We start from the raw sequence: 22321 nt of genomic DNA on the forward strand, positions 1-22321 counted from the left end.
GATAAAATTCAAAAAATAATTGACATTACTGTATTTAACAAATAATATAGATTATATTAAAAAAATAATAAAATACTAAAATAGTAATTAACTTATCAAGAGTGACTGAGGGACCAGGCCCTATGACGTCCGGCAACCGCCCCACATCGGGAATGGTGCCCCTTCCTGCAGAATGAAATACCATTCTGAAAGATAAGACGGGATATAATTTCGCTGCCTCTTTCTGAATGATAGAGGTAGCTTTTTTATGTATAAGGAGGATAGCATCATGATTGAAATTCGTTCAGTTCGAAAGGAATATATCTCGAAGAATACCCGAGTTATCGGAGTGGATAATGTATCTTTAACCATTCAAACGGGAGAGGTTTATGGGATTGTCGGGTATAGCGGCGCGGGAAAGAGTTCATTGATTCGCTGTCTGAATCTTCTTGAGCGTCCGACCAATGGTAGCATCATCATCGATGGCGTCGACTTAACAACCTTATCAAGCCAGGAGCTTCGCAAACAACGCCAGAAAATCGGCATGATATTTCAGCATTTTTCCCTAGTCAGTTCCAAAACGGTTTTTGACAATATCTCCTTCGCCTTGAAAGCCGCCCATCAACCAAAGGAGGTCATTACTAACCGCGTTCTGGAACTTTTGGATATCGTTGGCCTTCGGGATAAAAAAGATGTTTATCCGGCTCAACTCAGTGGCGGACAAAAACAGCGGGTAGGCATTGCACGGGCCTTAGCGAATGACCCTACCGTCCTATTATGTGATGAAGCGACATCAGCCCTTGATCCAACCACTACGAAGTCGATCTTACAGTTGTTGAAAAAGATCAATAAAGAACTGGGCATCACCATCGTGTTGATCACCCATGAAATGGAAGTGGTCAAGGAACTGTGCCATCGTGTCTCCGTCATGCAAGATGGACGAATTATTGAAGATGGCCCTGTTTATGAAATATTTTCACAACCCAAACAAGAACTGACTAAGCAGTTCATCAGTAGCGTGTTGGATTTTGAACTTCCTCCCCACCTTATTAGGGAAAACAAAGGAACGATTATCAAAATACAATTTGAAGGGCAAACCGCTGGTGAATCGATTCTCTCGGATACTCTACAAAACTATTCTGTCAGAGGGAATATCCTGCACGGGAAAATTGAATATATCCAGGATCTTCCTCTAGGAATCTTGATCATCGAATTGATTGGTGAGCTTGAAGAAGTGCAAGTAGCCCTTGAATACATAAGAAGCCGGACCCAATCTGTGGAGGTGTTAAAGCATGTCACTGCTTGATTCCATCATCAATATTTTGCCTGACCTTAATAAAGCCTTTCTGGAAACGATTTATATGGTCGGAATTTCCCTTGCGGTTGCCCTCCTGATTGGACTGCCTCTAGGAGTGTTGCTGTTTACGACGACCAGGAATTTGTTCTTTGAAAATATCACGTTGAATCGATCCCTCGGTTTCGTGGTTAATCTAGTCCGCTCGATTCCGTTTATCATTCTTTTAGTCGCTTTGCTTCCTTTAACCGAATTCCTTACCGGGTCAACAATTGGACCGCTAGCGGCTTCCGTTTCCCTATCAGTCTCCGCCATTCCTTTTTTCGCTAGGATCGTAGAATCTGCATTGAGGGAAATAGATAAGGGAGTGATCGAAGCCGCCATTGCAGTGGGCGCTTCCCCATGGATGATCATCAAGGATGTGCTTCTTCCTGAAGCAAGGCCTGGAATCATCCAAGGCGTGACATTAACGACGATATCACTCATCGGCTTCTCGGCTATGGCAGGAACAATCGGCGGAGGAGGAATCGGTGACCTCGCGATTCGTTTCGGCTATTACCGTTATGACAACACGATCATGATCACAACGGTGGTCGTTCTGATCTGTCTTGTCCAAATCATCCAAATGATAGGCGATAAGGCCTCTCACTATGTAAACAAACGATAAGATTCATAATGTTAACGATGACACTACATTAAACAAGGAGGAATTTTTCATGAAAAAAATCACTTCATTATTATCTATATGTGCATTAGCCCTTGGGTTGTCAGCTTGCGGAAATGACGATGCGACAACTAAAACGGAGGACAAAAAAGAATTAAAAATTGGGGCAACGACTGGCCCTTATGCCGACATGGTCATAGAGGCCATACAACCCGGACTTGAAGACCTTGGCTACAAAGTGGACATCGTCGAATTCAGTGATTATATCCAGCCGAATAAATCACTTGGTAATGGTTCGATCGATGCCAACCTCTTTCAGCATAAAGTGTATATGGATAATTTTTCAAAGGAACATGACTTAGAGCTCTCTGACCTTATTATTGTTCCAACGGCACCGATGGGCATTTACTCCACGGAATACAAATCATTGGCCGATATTAAAAATGGTGCGACCATCGCCGTTCCCAATGACCCAGTCAACCTCTCCCGTGCACTTAAAGTTTTATTGGATGAGGGCCTGATTGAAGTGGATCCGGATGTTGACCCATTAAGAATATCTGAGAAAGATGTAACAAAGAATCCGAAGAACATTCAATTCGAACCACTGGAATCGGCACAATTACCTCGTGCAACGGACAGTGTTGACCTATCGGCCGTTCCTGGTAATTTTGCGATTGCCGCCAAAATGGACCTTCAAGATGCTCTTGCATTAGAAAACATGCCAGATACGTATCGCAATGTCGTGGCTGTAAACACTAAGGATAAAGACGCCCAATTTGCAAAAGATATCAAATCAGTTGTAGAAAGTGCCGAATTCGAAAAGGTGATTGATGACAAGTTCCAAGGCTTCGGTAAACCCGATTGGATGAAATAAGGAAACAGCAAGTATGGGTCTGCTCCTGTCTGGGGCAGGCCTTTACTGATTAACAATACCTATGAACGCAGTCATTGTTTTCTTTTCCGCTTTGCCCTTTTTGGATATAATGGAATGGAAAGAAGGTGAACATGATGCTTAATAAGCTTAAACATACATTCCCAAACTCCCTTTCAGATAAAAAGGATGCACAGGACATCTCGGCATATTTCTGGTTGGAAGATCCATTCGGCCATACAATTGGCATTCCCCGCTCAGACATATCGGCGGAGGAAATCCGTTTGCTTACGCTACTCTTTGACACTCCATCACTCCAAAGTCCAAACACCTCCACTACCCAAACTACTTGGAATGATTTTTTATTTGGGCCGCGTGCCTCCCAGCCCCTAACGAACTGGGAGAATGTCCGGTTCACCTACTTTAACCTTGCCCATGGGGATTTTTCACACGATCATTTCGAGGAAGCGATTCTCTCATTCGTACCATCCGATTCCATCCTGGTCTGGGAGAATGAAACGGCGGGAACCTTAATTGAATCAGACATGGATGAACCCTTATCGACGCATGATTTTCTCGCCATCTCATCCACACTCGAGAGTGACTTTTACGTAAAGATCAGGGTCTATGCCGGTCGATTTCACCCTGTCGATGCGGACCTTCATCACCATCTGATACAAGAGAGAAAATGTTTCACACTTTCTTTGCTCCATCTATCCGATGTTAAGGTGACGGAATTACCCAATATTATCCCCTACGCACTCATGAATGCCTGTACTGACATGGATAAAAGATGGTACATCAATGAATTGCTTGGCAAGACGCGGCAGGATCATGAATTGATCAAAACGGTTAAAACGTATATCGAATGTAATTCCAACGCCTCATCGGCAGCTAAACAACTTTATATCCATCGGAACAGCCTGCAATACAGGATAGATAAATTCGCTGAAAAAACAGGACTGGATGTACGGAATTTCCCGCATGCTTTGGCTGCCTACCTCCTCATTCTCTTAAATGAGAAAAAAGGATAATTATCCCTTTTGTGCAGTGTGCCCATATTTATTTCAGCATTGATAGAGTAGACTATAAATATCATTACGAATTTAGGAGTTTAAGAGGAGGAATAGTTCATGGCAGAGTTAGTATTGGATCATATCTTCAAGATTTATGATAATAAGGTGACAGCCGTTAAAGACTTCAACCTTAGCGTGGACGATAAGGAATTCATTGTTTTCGTCGGACCCTCGGGGTGTGGAAAGTCGACCACTTTAAGGATGATTGCCGGCCTTGAGGACATCTCCCAAGGGGATCTTTTTATAGATGGCAAGCGGGTCAATGACGTGCCTCCAAAAGATCGGGACATTGCGATGGTTTTCCAGAACTACGCTTTATATCCTCATATGACCGTCTATGACAATATGGCTTTTGGACTGAAGCTAAGGAAAACGCCGAAGAAGGAAATCAAGCAACGCGTCCATGATGCTGCCAAGATCCTTGGACTTGAAGACTTCTTACAACGGAAGCCTAAAGCCCTTTCTGGCGGGCAGCGCCAGCGTGTGGCACTTGGAAGGGCCATTGTCCGGGATGCCAAAGTCTTCTTGATGGATGAGCCCCTTTCCAACCTTGATGCAAAACTTCGGGTACAAATGCGCGCAGAAATCGCGAAACTGCACAAACGGATCAACACAACAACCATTTATGTCACCCATGACCAAACAGAAGCCATGACCATGGCCACACGGCTTGTAGTCATGAAGGATGGTATCATCCAGCAAGTGGGCGCACCGAAGGATGTCTATGAAAAGCCTGTAAATGTTTTCGTAGGCGGATTCATCGGCTCACCTGCCATGAACTTCTTTACGGGTACCTTGCAGGATGGATTCATTCAAATTGGGGAGCAAACACTTGAGGTGCCTCCTTTCAAAATGGATACGCTTCGTAATCAAGGCTATATCGGAAAAGACATCATTCTTGGCATCCGGCCTGAGGACTTTCATAACGAAGAAACGTTCATTTCCGCATCGCCCACTTCAACATTCACGGCTCAAGTCGATGTGGCCGAGCTAATGGGTGCCGAAATCATGCTCTATTCGACATTCGCCGGACAGGACTTTGTTGCCCGGGTGGATGCCAAACATATCATCCAGGCTGGTGATGCCATTGACCTGGCCCTTGATATGAATAAAATCCATTTCTTCGATAAAGAGTCCGAGCAACGCATTTTTGACGAAGAATCAGAAATGGAAGGCAACCAGCAAACGAAGATGGCTTAAGTAATACTTTTTGATTTTGATTTGCATACAAATGGGGGAAGCCTTATCGACCAAGGCTTCCCTCAACTTATTTCTCAAATCGAACCAATGTCTTTTCAGGCATTTCAATCGAATCAACATTCAATGTATCCATTTTTAACGTTAACTCACCTACTCGTTTTTCTTTCTCCTCCCCTACCCAGCAACTATACAATTCGAAATACTGATCTTTTTCAAGATAGTCATTCATCATTTCGCATAATGCTGTAAGCTTCTTTTTTGATTCAAAACACTGGCTTGGACTCATATCTTTTGAAATTTCAATTCCCCAGTCGGATGACACTTCATAAACAAACTGTGCCGTGAATTGATACTTTTTCACATGTTGTTTGTCGTACTTACTTGAAAAACAATCTCCAATCTGAATTAAGGCGTTATGCTCTTCATCTTCACTAAGACGGAGTTCCACGTTACACCCAATATAGCTCGCTAAACTCACATTACATGCTCCTTTATACTCCTCTTTTCCTCGATATATGGACGATCCGCCGAACTATTCTATTCCAAAAACTTACCTCATCCACTTCTATCGACCCGCTCCACGTTTCTTTTTTCAGCTTCATTATCCTGCGTCTAATCGCCTGCCTACCACGAAGCAATAAGACTTTAAAATATGGCATTCACGTTCATCACTTCATAACGATTCATGAGGTAGTCCTCCCATCCAAGGTAGGGATCTTAATTAGCCCAACGCTTCTTCAACATTCCATTCAATTTTTCAGATCCGAACAGCATGGCCATCACATAAACCAGAGCAAAGTACGGAAATACATCAAGCGTAGTGTACGAAGCAATTAACCCTAGAAAGGGCGGCAAAAGGGTGGTCCCCGTGTATGCCACAGCCATTTGATACCCTATGATGGACGGTGAATGGGTTTTACCGAACCTGGCGGGGGTCTCATGAATCATGCAAGGATAAATGGGGGCCAGGCCCAATCCGACTATAACAAAACCGACAAGCGACATCGTAACCGGCAAGGGCAGGATAAGGAGTACCGTCCCAATAAGTGCTGCAATCTGTCCTAATCGGATCATGAGCTGATGGTTGGTGACCTTCAAAAGAATAAATCCTGTTATAATCCGTCCTAGCATAATACCTGTATAGAAAAAAGAGACCCCTTGAGCGGCCAAAGCAGCTGACATGCCCTTGCTATTCACAAGATAGCTGCTTCCCCACAGTCCTAGTGTTGATTCAACGCCGCAATAGAAAAAGAACGTGAACAACGCATACTTGACTCCTTTGATTTTTAGCGGCTTTTCCTTGGATACCCGTTCTTCCGAGTAATCCGGATTCACTGTGCTACCTTCATCGATTGGCACCCTCTGAGAGACTAGATTCCATAATGGGAGGGTTAACACGAGTAAAAGGGCTAGGGTGAACTGGATATAGGAAATGGTTACATAACCAGCTCTCCATGTGCCTTGATTAGCCATATTATAAGACATCATGATTGGGCCTATGCTTGCCCCCACTCCCCAAAAGCAATGAAGCCAGTTCATATGATGGGCTTTATAATGCAACGCCACGTAGTTATTCAGCGCAGCGTCGATAGCTCCTGCACCCAGTCCCAAAGGGATCGCACAGATAATAAGCCAAGCCAGAGAGGGAGAATAGGCAATGCCAAATAAGGCCACCGCTGTCAGGGCCACACTTATACACGTGACCTTTCCCGTCCCCAGTCGTTTATTTAGCCAGCCGCTAGCCAGGCTTGAGAAAATGGTCCCTGCTGCAACAATCATATAAAGTAAGCCTGCAGTCTCCAGTGGCTGGTCATAATCAGACTGCATGACCGGCCAGGCAGCACCCAGTAAGGAATCTGGAAGACCCAGGCTTATGAAAGCCAAGTAAATCATAACCAATAAGAGCATTGCCAAGGATACCACCCTACTTTCCATTCTCCACGAATAACTCACTACCATAACATTATACGGCGAGACAAGCCCACTATCCCTCTATTTTTCCACTATGAATTTCCAAATCCAAGTTTAGGTAACCTCCTTTTCATGAAAAAATGATCCACATAAAAAAGAGACTTCTCATTTTTTTATGAAAAAGTCTCGATCATTAATTATTCTTAGATCTCACCCTATTATTCAAGAACTCTATTCCTGTACCAAAATCACTTCATCGTGTCCGCAGTTGGGGCACTTCATAATATGCGGGCATTGTCCCTTTTGAAGGGATTCGGGAAAACCGTCATTTTTTTTCAATGTATCAATATCCATATAAGCACTGTAATCATCGGCATAATCCATCAATTTCCCTTGATCTTCAAGGTCACTACTGCATTTAGGGCATTCTAAATGCATTTTTCTAAGACCATTGCATAGTGGACATAAAGACATGACCATTCCTCCTGTTCGATTTATCTAGTTTAAGTATTCGTTTATTCCATCATTTTAACACATTAAAACATCCTCCCTACATGCGAGGAAGGATGCTTACCTGTTGATTATTTATTGACCATGTTAGCAGGGTCAACCCATGCTTTGAATTCATCTTCCGTTAGGAATTCAAGTTTCAACGCCGCTTCTTTCAAAGTGGAGTTGTCTTTGAATGCAGTTTTCGCAATTTTAGCCGCTTTTTCATACCCGATATGTGGGTTCAATGCCGTTACGAGCATAAGAGAACGATCAACATTTTCTTTTATCTTATCTTCATTCGCTGTAATTCCTACCGCACAGTTATCATTGAAGGAATGAATGCCATCTGTCAATAATTTAACGGTTTGCAGGAAGTTGTAAATGATGACCGGTTTGAAAACGTTCAATTCAAAGTTCCCTTGGCTTGCTGCAAAACCGATTGTAGCATCATTTCCGACAACTTGTGTCGCAATCATTGTCATTGCTTCACATTGGGTCGGATTCACTTTACCTGGCATGATGGAGCTGCCTGGCTCATTTTCAGGAATGGCGATTTCACCGATTCCGCTTCTTGGGCCACTTGCCAGCCATCTAACATCATTGGCAATCTTCATTAAATCAGCAGCCAACGCTTTAAGAGCACCGTGTGCATAAACAATTTCGTTATGGCTTGTTAAAGCATGGAACTTATTATCCGATGTGACAAATGAATGTCCTGTATCCGCTGCGATTTGTTTAGCAGAAAGTGCCGGGAATTCTTTTTTCGTATTGATTCCAGTCCCAACAGCCGTACCGCCCAATGCAAGGTTCAATAATTTTTGGCTACTTTCTTCGATCATCGCCAAATCTTTATCAAGCATTGCTTTCCAACCGGAGATTTCTTGGCCAAGAGTTAGTGGTGTCGCATCTTGAAGATGGGTCCGTCCAATTTTCACGACATCCCAGAATTCTTTTTCTTTGGCTTCGAATGTGTCACGAAGCACTTTAATGGCCGGTACCAATTTTTCGGCAACTTCCATATAAGCTGCGATATGCATGGCTGTCGGGAATGTATCGTTAGAGCTTTGCGCTTTGTTAACATCATCATTCGGGTGAAGCATCTCAGTTTCGCCTTTTTCCTCTAACCATTTATTCCCTTTGTTTGCGACCACTTCATTCACGTTCATATTACTTTGTGTGCCGCTACCAGTTTGCCAGACGACAAGTGGGAAATGTTCGTCAAGCGTACCTTCAAGGATTTCACCACAAATTTTAACGATGGCATCCTTCTTCACTTCTGAAAGATCGCCAAGTTCAAAGTTCACTTTTGCTGCCGCTTGTTTTACGTAAGCAAATGCATGGACTAATTCAATCGGCATTTTTTCATAACCGATTTTGAAGTTATTACGGCTTCTTTCCGTTTGTGCACCCCAGTACTTATCAGCAGGAACTTTTACTTCCCCCATTGTATCTCGTTCGATTCTAAATTCCATGTGTTCTCCTCCTATATTCGCACTATCCACTGAGAAACAATATGTATATGTAATGAATAATGACGTTTTATATGATCCCCTATATATTGTACAAACATTATTATTGTAAAGCAAAAAAAACGGAACACAAATGACCTTTTCCTTCAGAAAAGTCCGTTTAATCTGAATCCGGTTCTATTACTCTGTTGAATTCGTAATTTTATAATGATAAATCTGATACATGTTCCATAATAGCTAGTCCCAAATAACCGTCTATTAGGAATGTCCTTGACAGAATCCTATATTTATAGTAAATTCAAAAGAAATTGAATAATCAAAACTCTTATCGAGAGAGGTAGAGGGAATGGCCCTATGACACCTCAGCAACCTTCATTTGTTTCAAACCAATGAAAAGGTGCTAATTCCACAAGTTTGTGTAACTTGGAAGATAAGAAGAATGACTCTATCCTACTTATTCAAGTCTTCTTCTTAAAGAAGACTTTTTTTATTTTATTTAACTAAAAGGAGCAGTGAAAAATTATGTACAAAACAGAAACCTATCTTGCTCAGCTTGGAAACCGCAGTGAAACGGCGACAGGAACGGTCAATCCGCCCGTTTACTTCTCGACGGCTTTCCGTCACGAAGGAATTGGTCAATCAACAGGATTCGACTATACACGAACAGGAAACCCTACACGCCAGCTATTGGAGCAATCGATCGCCAAACTAGAACATGGCGATCAAGGATATGCATGTAGCTCGGGAATGGCTGCCATTGCCACCATCCTTTCCTTATTCAAATCAGGGGATGCATGGATCAGTAGCGAAGATTTATATGGCGGTACATATCGTTTATTAGAGCATGGCTTTAAAAAATGGGGGCTACAATGCGAATATGTCAATACATGTTGCCTGGAGGATATTGAAAAAGCAATCACCCCTCAAACAAAGGCCATCTTTATTGAAACTCCCACAAACCCTCTTATGCAGCAAACGGACATTCCAGCCGTCGCCGCTCTTGCCAAACAATACAATTTACTATTGATTGTTGACAATACTTTTTACACGCCGATCATCCAACAGCCCCTCTTACTTGGTGCTGACATCGTGATTCACAGTGCAACGAAATATCTAGGTGGCCATAATGACGTGTTGGCCGGCTTGATTGTGGCAAAAGGCGCCGAGTTATGTGAGTCCCTTGCTTTCCACCATAATGGTATGGGTGCGGTATTGAGCCCATTTGATTCGTGGCTGTTGATGCGCGGGATGAAAACCTTGGCACTGAGAATGGAGCGTCATGAAAAGAACGCCAAGGTTATCGTTGATTATTTGACGGAACATGAAAGTGTAACGGATGTTCTCTATCCTGGTCGTGGCGGCATGATTTCATTCCGGGTCAATGATGAAACGGTGGTCAACCCATTTCTACAGTCCCTTTCATTGATTTCATTTGCCGAAAGCCTTGGTGGCGTCGAAAGCTTCATCACGTATCCGGCGACACAGACACATGCCGATATGCCTCTTGAAGTTAGAACGGCAAATGGAGTTTGCAATCGACTCCTTCGATTCTCTGTCGGCATCGAGGACAGCGGAGATTTAATCGAAGACCTGCAGCAGGCATTTGCTCAAGTAAAAAAGGAGGCAATACGATGACAAACCAAGAATTCAGTTTTGAAACCAAATTACTACACAATCAACATAAATTCGATCCAACAACAGGTGGGGTGAGTGTTCCGATCCAGCATGCTTCCACCTTCCATCAAACCGACATTGATCAATTTGGCAAATACGATTACAGCCGGAGCGGGAATCCGACGCGAGAAGCACTGGAAGATATCATTGCGGAACTGGAAGAAGGCACGCGCGGATTCGCTTTTTCATCCGGGATGGCTGCCATTTCAACGGCTTTCCTCCTGCTTTCTGCCGGTGACCATATCGTCATCTCTGAAGATGTATACGGAGGCACATTCCGAATGGTAACAACCGTGCTGTCCCGTTTTAACATCGAACATACCTTCGTGGATATGACGGATCTTGAGAGTGTAAAAGCGGCCATCCAGCCAAATACGCGAGCAATCTATATTGAAACGCCTTCCAATCCCTTGCTTAAAGTAACCGATATTAAAGCGGTATGTGATATCGCCAAAAGCATTGGCGCATTAAGCTTTGTAGACAATACATTCCTGACGCCTGCCCTCCAAAAGCCGTTAAACCTCGGGGCCGATATTGTCCTGCACAGTGCAACGAAATTTTTGTCTGGACATAGTGATGTCGTAGCAGGCCTTGCCGTCGTAAAAGACCCGGACCTTGCCGATAGAGTTGGTTCCCTCCAAAACTCTTTTGGAGCGGTGCTCGGTGTTCAGGATGCCTGGCTTGTGATGAGAGGTCTGAAAACCCTATCCGTCCGGATGGAGCACTCTCAAAAAGGTGCTGAAAGAATTGCGGAATATTTAAAACAGCAACCGTTAGTGAAAAACGTGTATTACCCTGGTCTTTCCGACCACCCACAACACGGCATCCAGGGAAATCAAGCCAGGGGAGCGGGAGCTGTTCTATCATTCGAATTGGAAAGCGAAGAAATTTTCCGCTCGTTCGTAAACCATGTCGAGTTACCCGTGTTTGCTGTAAGCCTCGGGGCCGTCGAATCGATTCTATCTTACCCGGCTAAAATGTCCCATGCGGCCATGCCTGCAGAAGAAAGGGAAAAACGCGGCATCACGAACAGCTTGCTTCGCTTGTCCGTCGGTTTGGAAAATCCTGATGATTTGATCAGGGACTTTGATTTAGCCCTTAAGAAAAGTGCAGAAAGACAGGCCGTTTCTACTAAATAATCGGATTGAGCACTGAGCTATTGGTTAAATAACGAGGATAAGAAGAATGAGTTTGTAAAATACCGAGAATTTGTTTACAAGGAAATGTAATCTATATGAGCAAATGAGAAAGAAGAGGAGCAAATGCCCCTCTTCTTTCTCATCCTACATATTATGAATCTATCCAGCCATCCCCTTATTAGGTCCAGCCTGCAGTTCATACATTTGATAGTATTTCCCCTTTTGTTCCATCAACCCTTCGTGTGTCCCCTGTTCCACTATCCGCCCTTTATCCAATACGAGAATCTGGTCGGCATTCTTGATCGTAGATAATCGATGCGCGATGATGAAAGTCGTTCTTCCTTTTTTCAACACTTCCATGCCTTCTTGGATGATGGCCTCTGTTTCCGTATCGATGCTCGCCGTTGCTTCGTCCAAGATCAAAATCGCCGGATCGAATGCCAGGGCGCGAGCAAAGGAAATCAGCTGTCGTTGTCCCGAGGACAATGTCCCACCTTTTTCAATCACCGGTTCATCAAGCCCTAATGGCAAATGCCGCAACACTTTATCTCCACCAACATCCTTTAACGCTTTTTCTATGGTGGCCCTTGTGATCCTTTCCTGGCCTAGACTGATATTGGAAGCAATCGTTCCCGTGAATAAGTAAGGATCCTGAAGGACGATTCCCATATGTTCCCTTAAGGTTTGATGGGGAATATCCAAAATATCCTTTCCATCAATCTTAATGGATCCCTCATTGCTGTCATAAAAACGGAACAGTAAATTCATGATGGAACTTTTCCCTGAACCAGTATGGCCCACCAATGCGACCGTTTCTCCCTGACTAGCTGAAAAGGATATATCCTTTAAGACATATTCATTTTCCTTATAGCCAAACGATACATGTTCGAATGCCACATTGCCTTTATATCTGGGATTGTTTCGATCGCTGACTTGAATGCCCGGCTCATCCAACAGACTGAAAGCCCTCTCCCCCGCAACCAATGCCTGTTCTAGGTTCGCGAACTGATTGACGATTCCATGTAACGGATGAAGCAGTCGGCTGATCAAGTCGACGATGGCATACATCATCCCGAGTGAAACGGCTGAGGTCGCTGTAAGAGACATCCCGCCAAAATACCATACAAATGCGATGAGTGCGATAACCTTGATGACTCCAATCAAGTTTCCCCCCGTCAAGGAATTCAAATGAAGCATCTTGTTTTGATAAAAGTAATGATCTCGGTTCAAGGTTTCAAATGACTGTTTCGTTTCCTTTTCACGTCCGAATGCTTGAATGATATTCATTCCTGAAATCGATTCATTGATCATCCCATTGATATCACTGACTCGTTCCCGAATGATATGATTATATTTCGAGGCGAATTTACGATATACCTTCGTCCAGATAATAATGATGGGAACAAGTAGGAGACCCATGAGACCCGCACGTGCATCCAAAATGTATAAGGCAATGAGTACACCGATGATGTTGATCGTACTCGAAAAGAAATTGGCCAGGACGGTTACATATAATTCGCGGATGGCCTCTGTATCATTTGTGACCCTGGCAACGACCTTACCAGCAGGCATATTGTCAAAATAGCGGATTGGCAAACGGGAAATGTGGGTGAAAATATCATTTCTCATCCGCTGGATAATCCGGTTGGCGGCTTTCTGTAAATAAAAGCTCTGTCCGTATTGAAAGACGGAGGAAATGAGGACTAGACCGAAATAAAAAGCGACGAGTCCCAATATCCTTGGAATTTCCGGTTGATAAAACCCCATCAATTCCTGGGTTGATAAGGGTTCAAATGCCGTCCTCGTTTCTTTTCCGCCTTTTTCAATGACTAATGTATTTCCATCTAAACTGCGGCGCCCATCCACCGGGACCGCTTTATCGACGAAGACGAATTGGCTACCAACCTGTAGCACCCGGACCTCTTTCCCTTTCTCTTCCCCTTTTGAAAAATAGGCATCCCTTTTGTACCAGTGATTTTCGTATTCCACGGCATCTTGCCCTTTTTCCGTTTCATGCCAAGATGATTCGATTCCCATTATATGAGAATCGATGATTTTTTTAGCGACGAATGGACCGCTTAAATCGGCGGCAACGGAAAGGGCCAGCATGATCAGTGCTCCGATGATTATCTTTTTGTAAAGGGAAGCATATTGAACGAGTTTTTTTACAACCTTCATGCCCCGACCTCCGTTCCTTCATTAACTTGTTGCCGCTCATATTGCTCCTTATACCAGCCTTCTTGCTTGAGTAAACTTGCATGTGTTCCCTCTTCGATAATCGTCCCATTGTCGAGGACGATGATATGGTCCGCATGTTGAACGGCCGATAAGCGGTGGGTCGTGATGATTGTCGTTTTCCCCGACCGTTCATTTTGGATATTTTTGATGATCGTCGTTTCCGTTTTAGCATCCACGGCTGAAAGGGAATCATCCAGAATCAGGACTTCCGGATTTTTAATCAAGGCTCTTGCTATCGATATCCGCTGTTTCTGTCCTCCTGATAGAGCGACCCCCTTTTCACCGACGAGCGTTTCAAGCCGGTTAGGTAGCATCGTTACATCCTTCTCGAAATCTGCAAGTCGGATTGCTTCTGCAAGCTCTTCTTCCGAGGCATCCAGTTTTCCGAAGAGGATATTATCTTTCACGGACCTTGAAAATAAAAAGTGATCCTGTGGGACATACCCGATTTTGCCGCGGACATCCCCGAGTTCAAGCTGTTCAATCGGCATTCCCGCAAATACGACTTCCCCGCTTCCCAGTGGGTATTCCCTCAGCAATTGCTTCACGAACGTCGTTTTCCCGCTTCCTGTTTTACCGACAATCCCTAAAGTGCGGCCTTGTTCCAGTTGAACCGATATATCAGACAGATTCACCACTTTTGAAGAAGGGTAGGTAAAACTCACTTGGTGAAACGCGATATCATCCCCGTTCAAAGATTGCCCGGGCTTCAATGGATTTTTCACATCGGCTTCATAGGAAAGGGTATCTTGAACACGGTCTAAAGATGCATTCCCCCTTTGCATGACATTGATTAATTCGCCTACGGCAATCATTGGCCAAATCAACATGCCTAGGTATACGTTGAATGATACAAGGCCTCCAAGCGTGATGGCTTGTTGAAAAACAAGGTACGCTCCGTATCCAAGGCCGATTAAGTAACTAATGCCGATGATGATGGTGATCGTCGGATCGAAAAGGGCATCGATCTTTGCCACTGCCAGGTTTTTGCGATAAACATTCTCCGTCATCTCATCAAATCTCTTTTCATCTTCCCTTTCCTGGACGTATGCACGTATGACACGCACGCCGGAAATGGACTCCAACACTTTGTCATTCAGCTCACCAAATGCTGATTGTGCATCCGTAAATCGCTTATAAATTTTCTTCACATAAATCTGCATCATGAGGGCCATGATGGGTAGGGGCAGTATAGCCGCGATCGTCAGCTGCCAACTGACGGTCACGCCCATCATGATGACGACCATGAATGTGAAGACGACCGAGTCGACCAGTGTCAATATTCCGAAACCAGCCGTTTGCGAGATGGCTTTTAAATCATTGGTCGCCCTTGCCATCAGATCACCAGTACGGTTTTTCTCGTAAAAGGTCGGTGTCATCTTCAATAAATGCCCCATGAATCCAGACCTGATCTTCCTTTCGACCAAATTCCCGCCACCAAATAAAAGGTAACTCCATAAGTATCCAAATAAATAGCTGACACACATAAGAACAAGCAAATAAGTAACATACCGCACCAAGGCATCTTGGGTCATATTGCCATTGTTCATATCATCGATGGCATTCCCAATGAGCCGTGGGGGGATGACTTCCATTACATTTACCAAACATAAAAAGATAATAGCCAAGGTATACCGCCGCCACTGCTCTTTAAAGAACCAGCTCAGCTTCTTGAATATCGCAAACATGAATTCCTCCTCCTTATGTAGTCACCACCAAGGTTGATTGGCCACTATTTGGCTCTCCCGCTCGAAGCAGATATCCCAAAGCTTTGCCCCCCTTGACCTTCCTCCTCTTACACGTGTATACGGAAAGGATACTGGCCTGCCCACAATGCTCTCTAAACAGGAAAAGCTCCCGCATCATTTAGCAGAAGCTTTCAATATGCGTAAGAAAACGCATCAAAAAGCAGGCCGCGAATATCCACAACCTGCGCACATGCTATCCAAAGAAACATATAAGTCTATTACTTATATAGACAATGTTTCGGGCCAGGCTGACGTATGAAAATATACGATCATTGCTTCTTTTTGCTTATCGAATTTCGTCATGACGTCCTCCTCCTTTCAAAGATACATTGGAAATAATTAACTTGTTTTTAAAGATTACTACGGGTGTATATTTTTGTCAATTGTGACTTTTCTAGATTATTGTTGAATAATCATTTATCCTATAGGGATAACGTAACCCTAAAGGAGGTTCATTCTATGAATTGGAGAAGCTATATACTACTGGCTGTTCCATTTTTATTACTATCCATTTTCATTGCATTTGTCGTTCCCGAAAAATACAGTCCGTTAGCTTTCATTCCAGTTGGGCTTTTCTGGGTCGTCTACTATATCATCATGTATTTGAATAAGAAGAAAAAGAACCGTTGATCTAGTACGATGGCTCTGCAGGAGCAACGCCCCTTTCTTGACTGCTCTGCATATACTAACCGAAAAACATTCGTGGTGATTGTATGTTCTCGCAATATGTGCAGAAGCTGTTTTGTGGAGCTCCACAAAAGATTCAACCCGTCTTGGATGCCGGGAATTTCGATGCATTGAAATCCAGATTGGAACTCGAGCTTAAGCAGCCTGCGGAAGAATCCATCATTTTCTTTCCTGAAGAATCCTCCCTTATAAAAAACATCCGGGCCGAGACTGCGGCCCAGAACCGGAATAACGTGACCAGGACTCAAGCTTACCTTTCCTATTACAAGCGAAACCCCGAGGTGCATTGGTCTTTTTTAGCTCATATGGTTTCTAGGAACGGTGGCTATCATATGACGGACTTGGCCAGTTCTTCCATGACCCATCTTCTCAACAGCGAGGATCGGCAAAAATTCTTCCTTTTCCTAGAACGGGCAAATTCGGCCATTTTTGCCGATGCCTTTCCACAGCTCCTTTTATATGAAAAGGCCAAGCAAAAAAATATTCCCTTAAGGAAATATTTGCGGATCTTCCATATCTCCAACTTCATGGCCCCCATATGGGAATCCTTTATCCATGAGCCCCATTCTCCACTTTTAACAAACGCCCTCATTATCAATGAACAAAGGATGATGGAAGAACGCGTATTGAAACGCTCCCGTCATGGTGAAATCCTCCGGAGGCTCGATTTCCGGCTACAGGAACTTTTAGGCTTTACGACGGTGCTCTTTCCTTATGCATACCAGAAAAAGCGCTATTCATTAACCGGCCTGACCGTTTCGCGATTTGCTGATCCCCTTCAACGAATCAAGACCGGCAAGACCCTATACCAGCTTCTCTTTCAGCACCCCATGATCCTCCAAGGTGTCGAGCAATTCGCAACCAATCATCCCCACACCGCTTCCCGGGCAGACTATTGGGATGATGTGTATACCTCTACATCCATTTCCGGAGTGGAATCGAAGGTATACAGCCCAACCCTCCCCACCGCCTGGAGTGATCGTCCGGTTTTCCCTTTGCCCCGGACTGATTGGTTTACGAAAGAAGCCTTCATTTATGATTTACAAGACTTGCCGTTTGTTCAAAAGGTGGACCTGACAAGCAAGGTGTTAGAAAATGTCCAACACTTAAAGACCATCAATGAACTGAAATCTTTCATTTGAATCCATGCCTCTCATTACGAATACAACCCCCATCATTTGGAAACAATGAGTACCAAAAAGAAGGGGAGAAACCAAATGAGAGGCATTGTACTGATGAATCCGAATCACGCCATAGGAGACTTACATCCGAGTGAGAGTTTTGCAATCCAAAAAATCATGACGGACAAGTATATAGAAGAAAAGAATATTTCCCCGGTCATACTGAACCCATATCAGCTCTATCCGTATTACACCATCCCTCATGTACTTCTCTTTAACCTGCAGAATAAACAAGTAAAGCGAATTGATTGCCTTGTCCTGCATTCAATCGAAACAATGGAACGTTTTATCACGATTTATCCTGAAAAGTGGCTTGAACTTTGCGGATATTTCAATGAAGTAATCAGCGTATCCGACCGTATGAGTTATTCGCTAACACCAAAGGGAAAAGAAGCCAATTAGGCATTGCTGGCATTCCGTATATTCCTTATAATTCCTTAAGAAGGGAAATTCGCAGTTAATTTGGCGGCGTTCCAGCCCCCATCTAAAAGGGTACATACTCCCCCTCATCCTCTGCTTCTTTCTTCTCGTCCTCCCGAATTCTCCTGGTTATTCTCTTATTCTTCTGACCTATTTTTTCTAATTAAATAATTTTATGGAATAACCATAGATATATAGGCTGTTTTTATATATCATTAGATTTAGGAATTTTTTACTTTTGATTAAGAAGGGAATGACCTAAATGAAGAAAGAAAAGAAAAAAAAGAATCCAATTCCTTTCCGACTGAACTTTATGTTCTTTTTCATATTCATATTATTTTCCGCCCTGGTTATAAGGCTAGGTATCGTTCAAATTGTTTATGGAGATAATTATTTACGCGAGGTGGATCGAACCGAAAATGATGTGGTCAACAGCCCCGTTCCCCGTGGTAAAATGTACGATCGGTACTTGAACCCAGTCGTCGATAATGATCCTCTTAATGCGATCACCTATACGAAATATCCAAATACAAAGACAGCAGAAATGCTAGAAACAGCCGAAATCCTCGCTACCTTGATAAAAAAGGATACGAAAAAAATTACGGAGCGGGATAGGAAGGATTTCTGGATCTTAAAAAATCCTAAAAAAGCGGAGGCTTTGATTACAAAAGCGGAACGGAAGAAAGTCGAAGAAAATAAGTGGAAAGAAAAAAAGTTATATGAACTTCAATTAGAGCGAATAACCGAAGAAAACATCAAAGAATTCACCAAGGATGAATTGGAAGTTCTCGCAATTTTTCGAGAGTTTAATAGTGGATACGCACTTACCCCATCCATCGTTAAGAATAAAGGCGTGACCAAAAAAGAATTCGCCAGGGTCAGTGAGCATTTATCCGACCTTCCTGGTGTCGATGTTACGACGGATTGGGATAGGACCTATAAATATGATGAAACGTTGCGGTCGGTACTCGGAAAAGTGTCCTCTTCCGAAGAAGGGCTTCCTAGCGAAAATCTAGACTATTATCTAGCCCGTGACTATACCCGGAATGATCGAGTCGGAAAAAGTTATATTGAGAAACAATATGAAGATGTCCTCCGTGGGAAAAAGGCGAAAGTGGAAAACATCTTAAGTAAAGGCGAAGTGGTTGACACGATTCCCGTGACTGACGGAGAAAGTGGAAAGGACCTGGTCCTGACCATCGATATGGAGCTGCAGCAAATAGTAGACGAAATCATTGAAACGGAGTTAAGAAGAACGAAAGCAAAGGGTAATACATATTTGTTAGATCGTGCCTTCGTCGTTTTAATGGATCCTAATACTGGCGAAGTCCTGGCAATGTCCGGGAAACAATACGGGCACAACGCTAAAACCGGTGCGACCGAGATTAACGATTTTGCCCTTGGAACAATTACCACATCTTATACGATGGGTTCCTCTGTAAAAGGGGCGACGGTTTACACAGGTTTTCAAACAGGGGTCATCTCTCCCGGGACAACCTTGTATGACCAGCCACTTTATCTGGCTGGGGCTAAACCCAAAAAGTCATATAGCAACTTGGGGTATCTATCAGATGTAACTGCATTAAAAAAATCATCGAACGTTTATATGTTCCTAACGGCAATCAAGATTGGCGGGGGTCATTATAGTCCACATCAAAAGTTAGGTCTTAAGAGTGGGTCCTTTACCACACTAAGAAACCATTATGCCCAATTTGGTTTAGGCGTTCGTACGGGCATCGACCTTCCCAATGAATCGGCGGGATTTAAAGGGGTCGATACTTCGACAGATGGATTGCTACTCGATTTATCCATTGGACAGTATGATACCTATACACCGATGCAATTGGCACAGTACGTATCGACGATTGCTAATGGTGGACAAAGACTTGAGCCTCATGTTGTTAAGGAAATCAGGAACCCTTCCGATAAGCATGGGGAATTGGGATCTGTATTTCAATCGGTGAGTCCGAAAGTTTTAAACGATCTGGGCGGGGAAGAAATTTGGATTCAACGTGTCCAAGAAGGCTTTAGACAGGTTGCACAGGAACCTGGTGGAACGGCATATAGTGCTTTTGCCGGCAAGTCATACCGCCCGGCTGCGAAAACAGGGACGGCCCAGGCCTTTTATGACGGGCCTCGAAGAAATGAATATAGCGAACCCGAACCAACTATCAATCTAACGCTTGTAGGCTACGCCCCACACAATAAACCAGAAGTGGCGTTTTCCGTCGTAGCACCATGGGTTTACCAAGGTTCCGCCGCAGATGATATCAACAAGCGGATTGGTGAAAGGGCGATGGATGCTTATTTCAAATTAAAGGAAAAAAGATTAAAAGGAGATACAGAGAAAGACAAGGCGGTTGATTCAAATCCCGAGTGACCCAAATCGGGTGAATCGACAAAAATGGCCTGCTCATCCGAGCAGGCCATTTCATTTTCATACTTAATACTATAGCTTTTGGACGAACTCTTTATAAAGGGCCCGTAGCGCATCTCCCCTGCTAATTATCCCGACAACCTTATTATGTTCATCCACCACCGGGATTTTCTTGAAGTGATGTTTAGATATGACCTTTATCAAATCAGACAATGGATCTTCCGGGGATAACTTCGTGATTTTCTTATTCTTAATAATTTGCGAGACTTTATCATTCATTTTAGAGGCGACCTTTTCATCCAGGTTTTCGCCAGGCAAAATCGTGATGTACGTGTAATATCCCTTGACGGATTCTTCCGCGGGTGCCAGGTAGCGTAAAATATCTCCATCCGATACCATCCCTAGAAGCTTATCCTGATCATCGACCACAGGAACCCCACCAACCTTATTTTCTATAAAGAGCCCCATGATTTCCTTTAATGTAAAATTCGGGCGAGCCACATATACCTCTTTGATCATATAATCCTTGACTAACATCCAACCACCCCTTTTATTAAGTTGATGTTCCATTTCCAATATCTATATTTTCACTTACTTTCCATTTAATCATACCATTAAAAAACATTGGTACTTGTGCATTCTTTGTCAATTTTTCTACTTTCATCTGCCCCACCCTCTTATTGGATAATCAGCCCCCTCTTTTTCCGTAAAACAAATCATTGAATAATATTGGAAGATTGGATGAATTTCTTTTACAATGAAAATAAGATAAGAATGGAGGATAAACAATGAATAATCATGAAATAGATTACAAATTACACGGGGATGACATGCAGTTTGTCGAGGTCGAATTGGATCCCAAAGAAACGGTGATTGCCGAAGCAGGCAGTTTAATGATGATGGAAGATCAAATCAAAATGGAAACGATCTTTGGCGATGGGTCATCTAGCAGTGATGGGATGATGGGAAAACTTTTTGGTGCCGGTAAAAGGCTGCTTACGGGCGAAAGCTTATTCATGACCACCTTTACCAATGAAAGTCATGAAAAAAGGCATGTTTCTTTCGCCTCCCCTTATCCAGGTAAGATCATCCCTATGGACTTGAGTGAGCTCGGCGGAAAAATCATTTGTCAAAAAGATGCTTTTTTAGCCGCAGCGAAAGGTGTATCGGTTGGAATCGAATTTCAGAGGAAAATTGGGACAGGCTTTTTCGGTGGTGAAGGGTTCATCATGCAAAAACTCGAAGGAGACGGAATGACTTTTGTCCATGCAGGGGGTACGATCCACCAAAAGGAATTGGCTCCAGGTGAGGTACTCCGTGTGGATACCGGCTGTCTAGTCGCCATGACCAGCGGGGTGGATTATAACATCGAATTCGTCAAAGGTGTAAAAACTGCGCTATTCGGCGGAGAAGGTCTTTTCTTTGCGACATTGAAGGGTCCTGGAACCGTCTGGATTCAATCCCTTCCGTTCAGCCGTCTGGCCAGCCGTGTGTTTGCTGCGATGCCACAAAATGGCGGGTCATCCGATGAAGGAAGCATAGCAAAAGGCTTGTTCGGCTTATTCAACGATAAATAATTGATGCAGTCTGTGGCCGGCAGGCTTTTCGGCCACAGATATCATCTAGCAGAAAAGGGTGGAATCGACATGCAGCTTGTTAAATGGTCCTACATGAGACGATACAATATCAAAGCGATTTTTGACCAATACCCCAACTCCCCCGTCATCTTCAGAAAAATAAGAGAGTACTATTTTGTTTACACCATTCAGTGGACACCTGCCGATGAGCCTGTTGGCAGAAACGAACTCGAACAAATGGAACGACTGCTTAACCGGGAGCTCGGAACCGAATGGCAATACCTCTACCGTAAAAAATGACATTCATTCTACTTATCTTGTCAG

General features: G+C 43.6%; 20 protein-coding genes and 2 riboswitches. Of the genes, 13 read left to right on the forward strand and 7 right to left on the reverse strand.

The features are described from left to right. Positions 1-89 precede the first annotated feature (89 nt). A riboswitch (SAM riboswitch) is annotated at positions 90-199 on the forward strand. Between the two features lie 69 nt (positions 200-268). The 5 genes from ACIQXU_RS14115 (at position 269) to ACIQXU_RS14135 (ending at position 5084) form a co-directional block, all read left to right on the forward strand. Then, a complete protein-coding gene (locus ACIQXU_RS14115) occupies positions 269-1285 on the forward strand; it encodes a methionine ABC transporter ATP-binding protein (RefSeq protein ID WP_402990201.1) in 1017 nt (338 codons plus the stop codon). After that, a complete protein-coding gene (locus ACIQXU_RS14120) occupies positions 1272-1940 on the forward strand; it encodes a methionine ABC transporter permease (protein ID WP_402990204.1) in 669 nt (222 codons plus the stop codon). Before ACIQXU_RS14115 ends, ACIQXU_RS14120 begins: the two co-directional genes overlap by 14 nt. Before the next feature lie 49 nt (positions 1941-1989). Further along, positions 1990-2811, forward strand: a complete 822-nt coding sequence (locus ACIQXU_RS14125) for a MetQ/NlpA family ABC transporter substrate-binding protein (protein ID WP_402990207.1) — start codon at positions 1990-1992, stop codon at positions 2809-2811. A gap of 134 nt (positions 2812-2945) precedes the next feature. Further along, entirely contained in the window at positions 2946-3842 is an 897-nt protein-coding gene (locus ACIQXU_RS14130; protein WP_402990210.1) for a PucR family transcriptional regulator, read from the forward strand. Positions 3843-3941: 99 nt separating this feature from the next. After that, complete coding sequence (locus ACIQXU_RS14135; protein ID WP_402990213.1) at positions 3942-5084, forward strand: ABC transporter ATP-binding protein; 1143 nt, start codon at positions 3942-3944, stop codon at positions 5082-5084. A 67-nt stretch (positions 5085-5151) separates the two neighbouring features. Here the strand turns inward: ACIQXU_RS14135 and ACIQXU_RS14140 are convergent, their stop codons facing one another. The 4 genes from ACIQXU_RS14140 to fumC all read right to left on the reverse strand — a co-directional run bounded on the left by ACIQXU_RS14140 (position 5152) and on the right by fumC (position 8959). Further along, positions 5152-5562: a hypothetical protein gene (locus ACIQXU_RS14140; protein ID WP_402990214.1), complete on the reverse strand. Its 411-nt coding sequence runs from the start codon at positions 5560-5562 to the stop codon at positions 5152-5154. 239 nt (positions 5563-5801) lie between these two features. Further along, positions 5802-6998, reverse strand: coding sequence for an MFS transporter (locus ACIQXU_RS14145; protein ID WP_402990217.1), 1197 nt, complete (start codon positions 6996-6998; stop codon positions 5802-5804). A gap of 228 nt (positions 6999-7226) precedes the next feature. Next, positions 7227-7469 (reverse strand): hypothetical protein, encoded by a 243-nt coding sequence (locus ACIQXU_RS14150; RefSeq protein ID WP_402867664.1) that lies wholly within the window; start codon positions 7467-7469, stop codon positions 7227-7229. A gap of 107 nt (positions 7470-7576) precedes the next feature. After that, entirely contained in the window at positions 7577-8959 is a 1383-nt protein-coding gene (gene fumC / locus ACIQXU_RS14155; RefSeq protein WP_402990220.1) for a class II fumarate hydratase, read from the reverse strand. Between the two features lie 319 nt (positions 8960-9278). After that, positions 9279-9393, forward strand: a riboswitch (SAM riboswitch). An 85-nt stretch (positions 9394-9478) separates the two neighbouring features. On the opposite strand from fumC, the gene ACIQXU_RS14160 reads away from it, so the two are divergent. Both ACIQXU_RS14160 and metC read left to right on the forward strand, forming a co-directional pair. Then, complete coding sequence (locus tag ACIQXU_RS14160; RefSeq protein ID WP_402990223.1) at positions 9479-10591, forward strand: methionine biosynthesis PLP-dependent protein; 1113 nt, start codon at positions 9479-9481, stop codon at positions 10589-10591. After that, complete coding sequence (gene metC, locus ACIQXU_RS14165) at positions 10588-11769, forward strand: cystathionine beta-lyase (protein WP_402990226.1); 1182 nt, start codon at positions 10588-10590, stop codon at positions 11767-11769. Before ACIQXU_RS14160 ends, metC begins: the two co-directional genes overlap by 4 nt. 159 nt (positions 11770-11928) lie before the next feature. On the opposite strand, the gene ACIQXU_RS14170 is transcribed toward metC, so the two are convergent. Together ACIQXU_RS14170 and ACIQXU_RS14175 are read right to left on the reverse strand one after the other, a co-directional pair. Next, on the reverse strand, positions 11929-13947 hold the full coding sequence (locus ACIQXU_RS14170) for an ABC transporter ATP-binding protein (RefSeq protein ID WP_402990229.1): 2019 nt from the start codon (positions 13945-13947) through the stop codon (positions 11929-11931). Next, positions 13944-15695 carry an ABC transporter ATP-binding protein gene (locus tag ACIQXU_RS14175; RefSeq protein WP_402990232.1) on the reverse strand — a complete coding sequence of 584 codons (1752 nt, stop codon included), beginning with the start codon at positions 15693-15695 and terminating at the stop codon, positions 13944-13946. Before ACIQXU_RS14175 ends, ACIQXU_RS14170 begins: the two co-directional genes overlap by 4 nt. Before the next feature lie 519 nt (positions 15696-16214). Here ACIQXU_RS14175 and ACIQXU_RS14180 point away from each other — a divergent pair. The 4 genes from ACIQXU_RS14180 (at position 16215) to ACIQXU_RS14195 (ending at position 20423) form a co-directional block, all read left to right on the forward strand. Beyond that, a complete protein-coding gene (locus tag ACIQXU_RS14180) occupies positions 16215-16385 on the forward strand; it encodes a hypothetical protein (RefSeq protein WP_402867658.1) in 171 nt (56 codons plus the stop codon). An 83-nt stretch (positions 16386-16468) separates the two neighbouring features. Then, positions 16469-17584 carry a DUF2515 family protein gene (locus ACIQXU_RS14185; RefSeq protein ID WP_402990235.1) on the forward strand — a complete coding sequence of 372 codons (1116 nt, stop codon included), beginning with the start codon at positions 16469-16471 and terminating at the stop codon, positions 17582-17584. A gap of 75 nt (positions 17585-17659) precedes the next feature. After that, positions 17660-18025, forward strand: coding sequence for a hypothetical protein (locus tag ACIQXU_RS14190; protein WP_402990237.1), 366 nt, complete (start codon positions 17660-17662; stop codon positions 18023-18025). A gap of 280 nt (positions 18026-18305) precedes the next feature. After that, on the forward strand, positions 18306-20423 hold the full coding sequence (locus ACIQXU_RS14195) for a peptidoglycan D,D-transpeptidase FtsI family protein (protein ID WP_402990240.1): 2118 nt from the start codon (positions 18306-18308) through the stop codon (positions 20421-20423). Positions 20424-20492: 69 nt separating this feature from the next. Here the strand turns inward: ACIQXU_RS14195 and ACIQXU_RS14200 are convergent, their stop codons facing one another. Then, positions 20493-20957, reverse strand: coding sequence for a CBS domain-containing protein (locus ACIQXU_RS14200; protein ID WP_402955599.1), 465 nt, complete (start codon positions 20955-20957; stop codon positions 20493-20495). A 251-nt stretch (positions 20958-21208) separates the two neighbouring features. Here ACIQXU_RS14200 and ACIQXU_RS14205 point away from each other — a divergent pair, with 251 nt between their 5' ends. Both ACIQXU_RS14205 and ACIQXU_RS14210 read left to right on the forward strand, forming a co-directional pair. Continuing rightward, complete coding sequence (locus tag ACIQXU_RS14205; protein WP_402990245.1) at positions 21209-21997, forward strand: TIGR00266 family protein; 789 nt, start codon at positions 21209-21211, stop codon at positions 21995-21997. A gap of 3 nt (positions 21998-22000) precedes the next feature. Further along, positions 22001-22297 carry a hypothetical protein gene (locus tag ACIQXU_RS14210; RefSeq protein WP_402867652.1) on the forward strand — a complete coding sequence of 99 codons (297 nt, stop codon included), beginning with the start codon at positions 22001-22003 and terminating at the stop codon, positions 22295-22297. Positions 22298-22321: the final 24 nt, after the last annotated feature.

The organism is Peribacillus sp. NPDC097284, assembly GCF_044761765.1.
GTDB lineage: Bacteria > Bacillota > Bacilli > Bacillales > DSM-1321 > Peribacillus.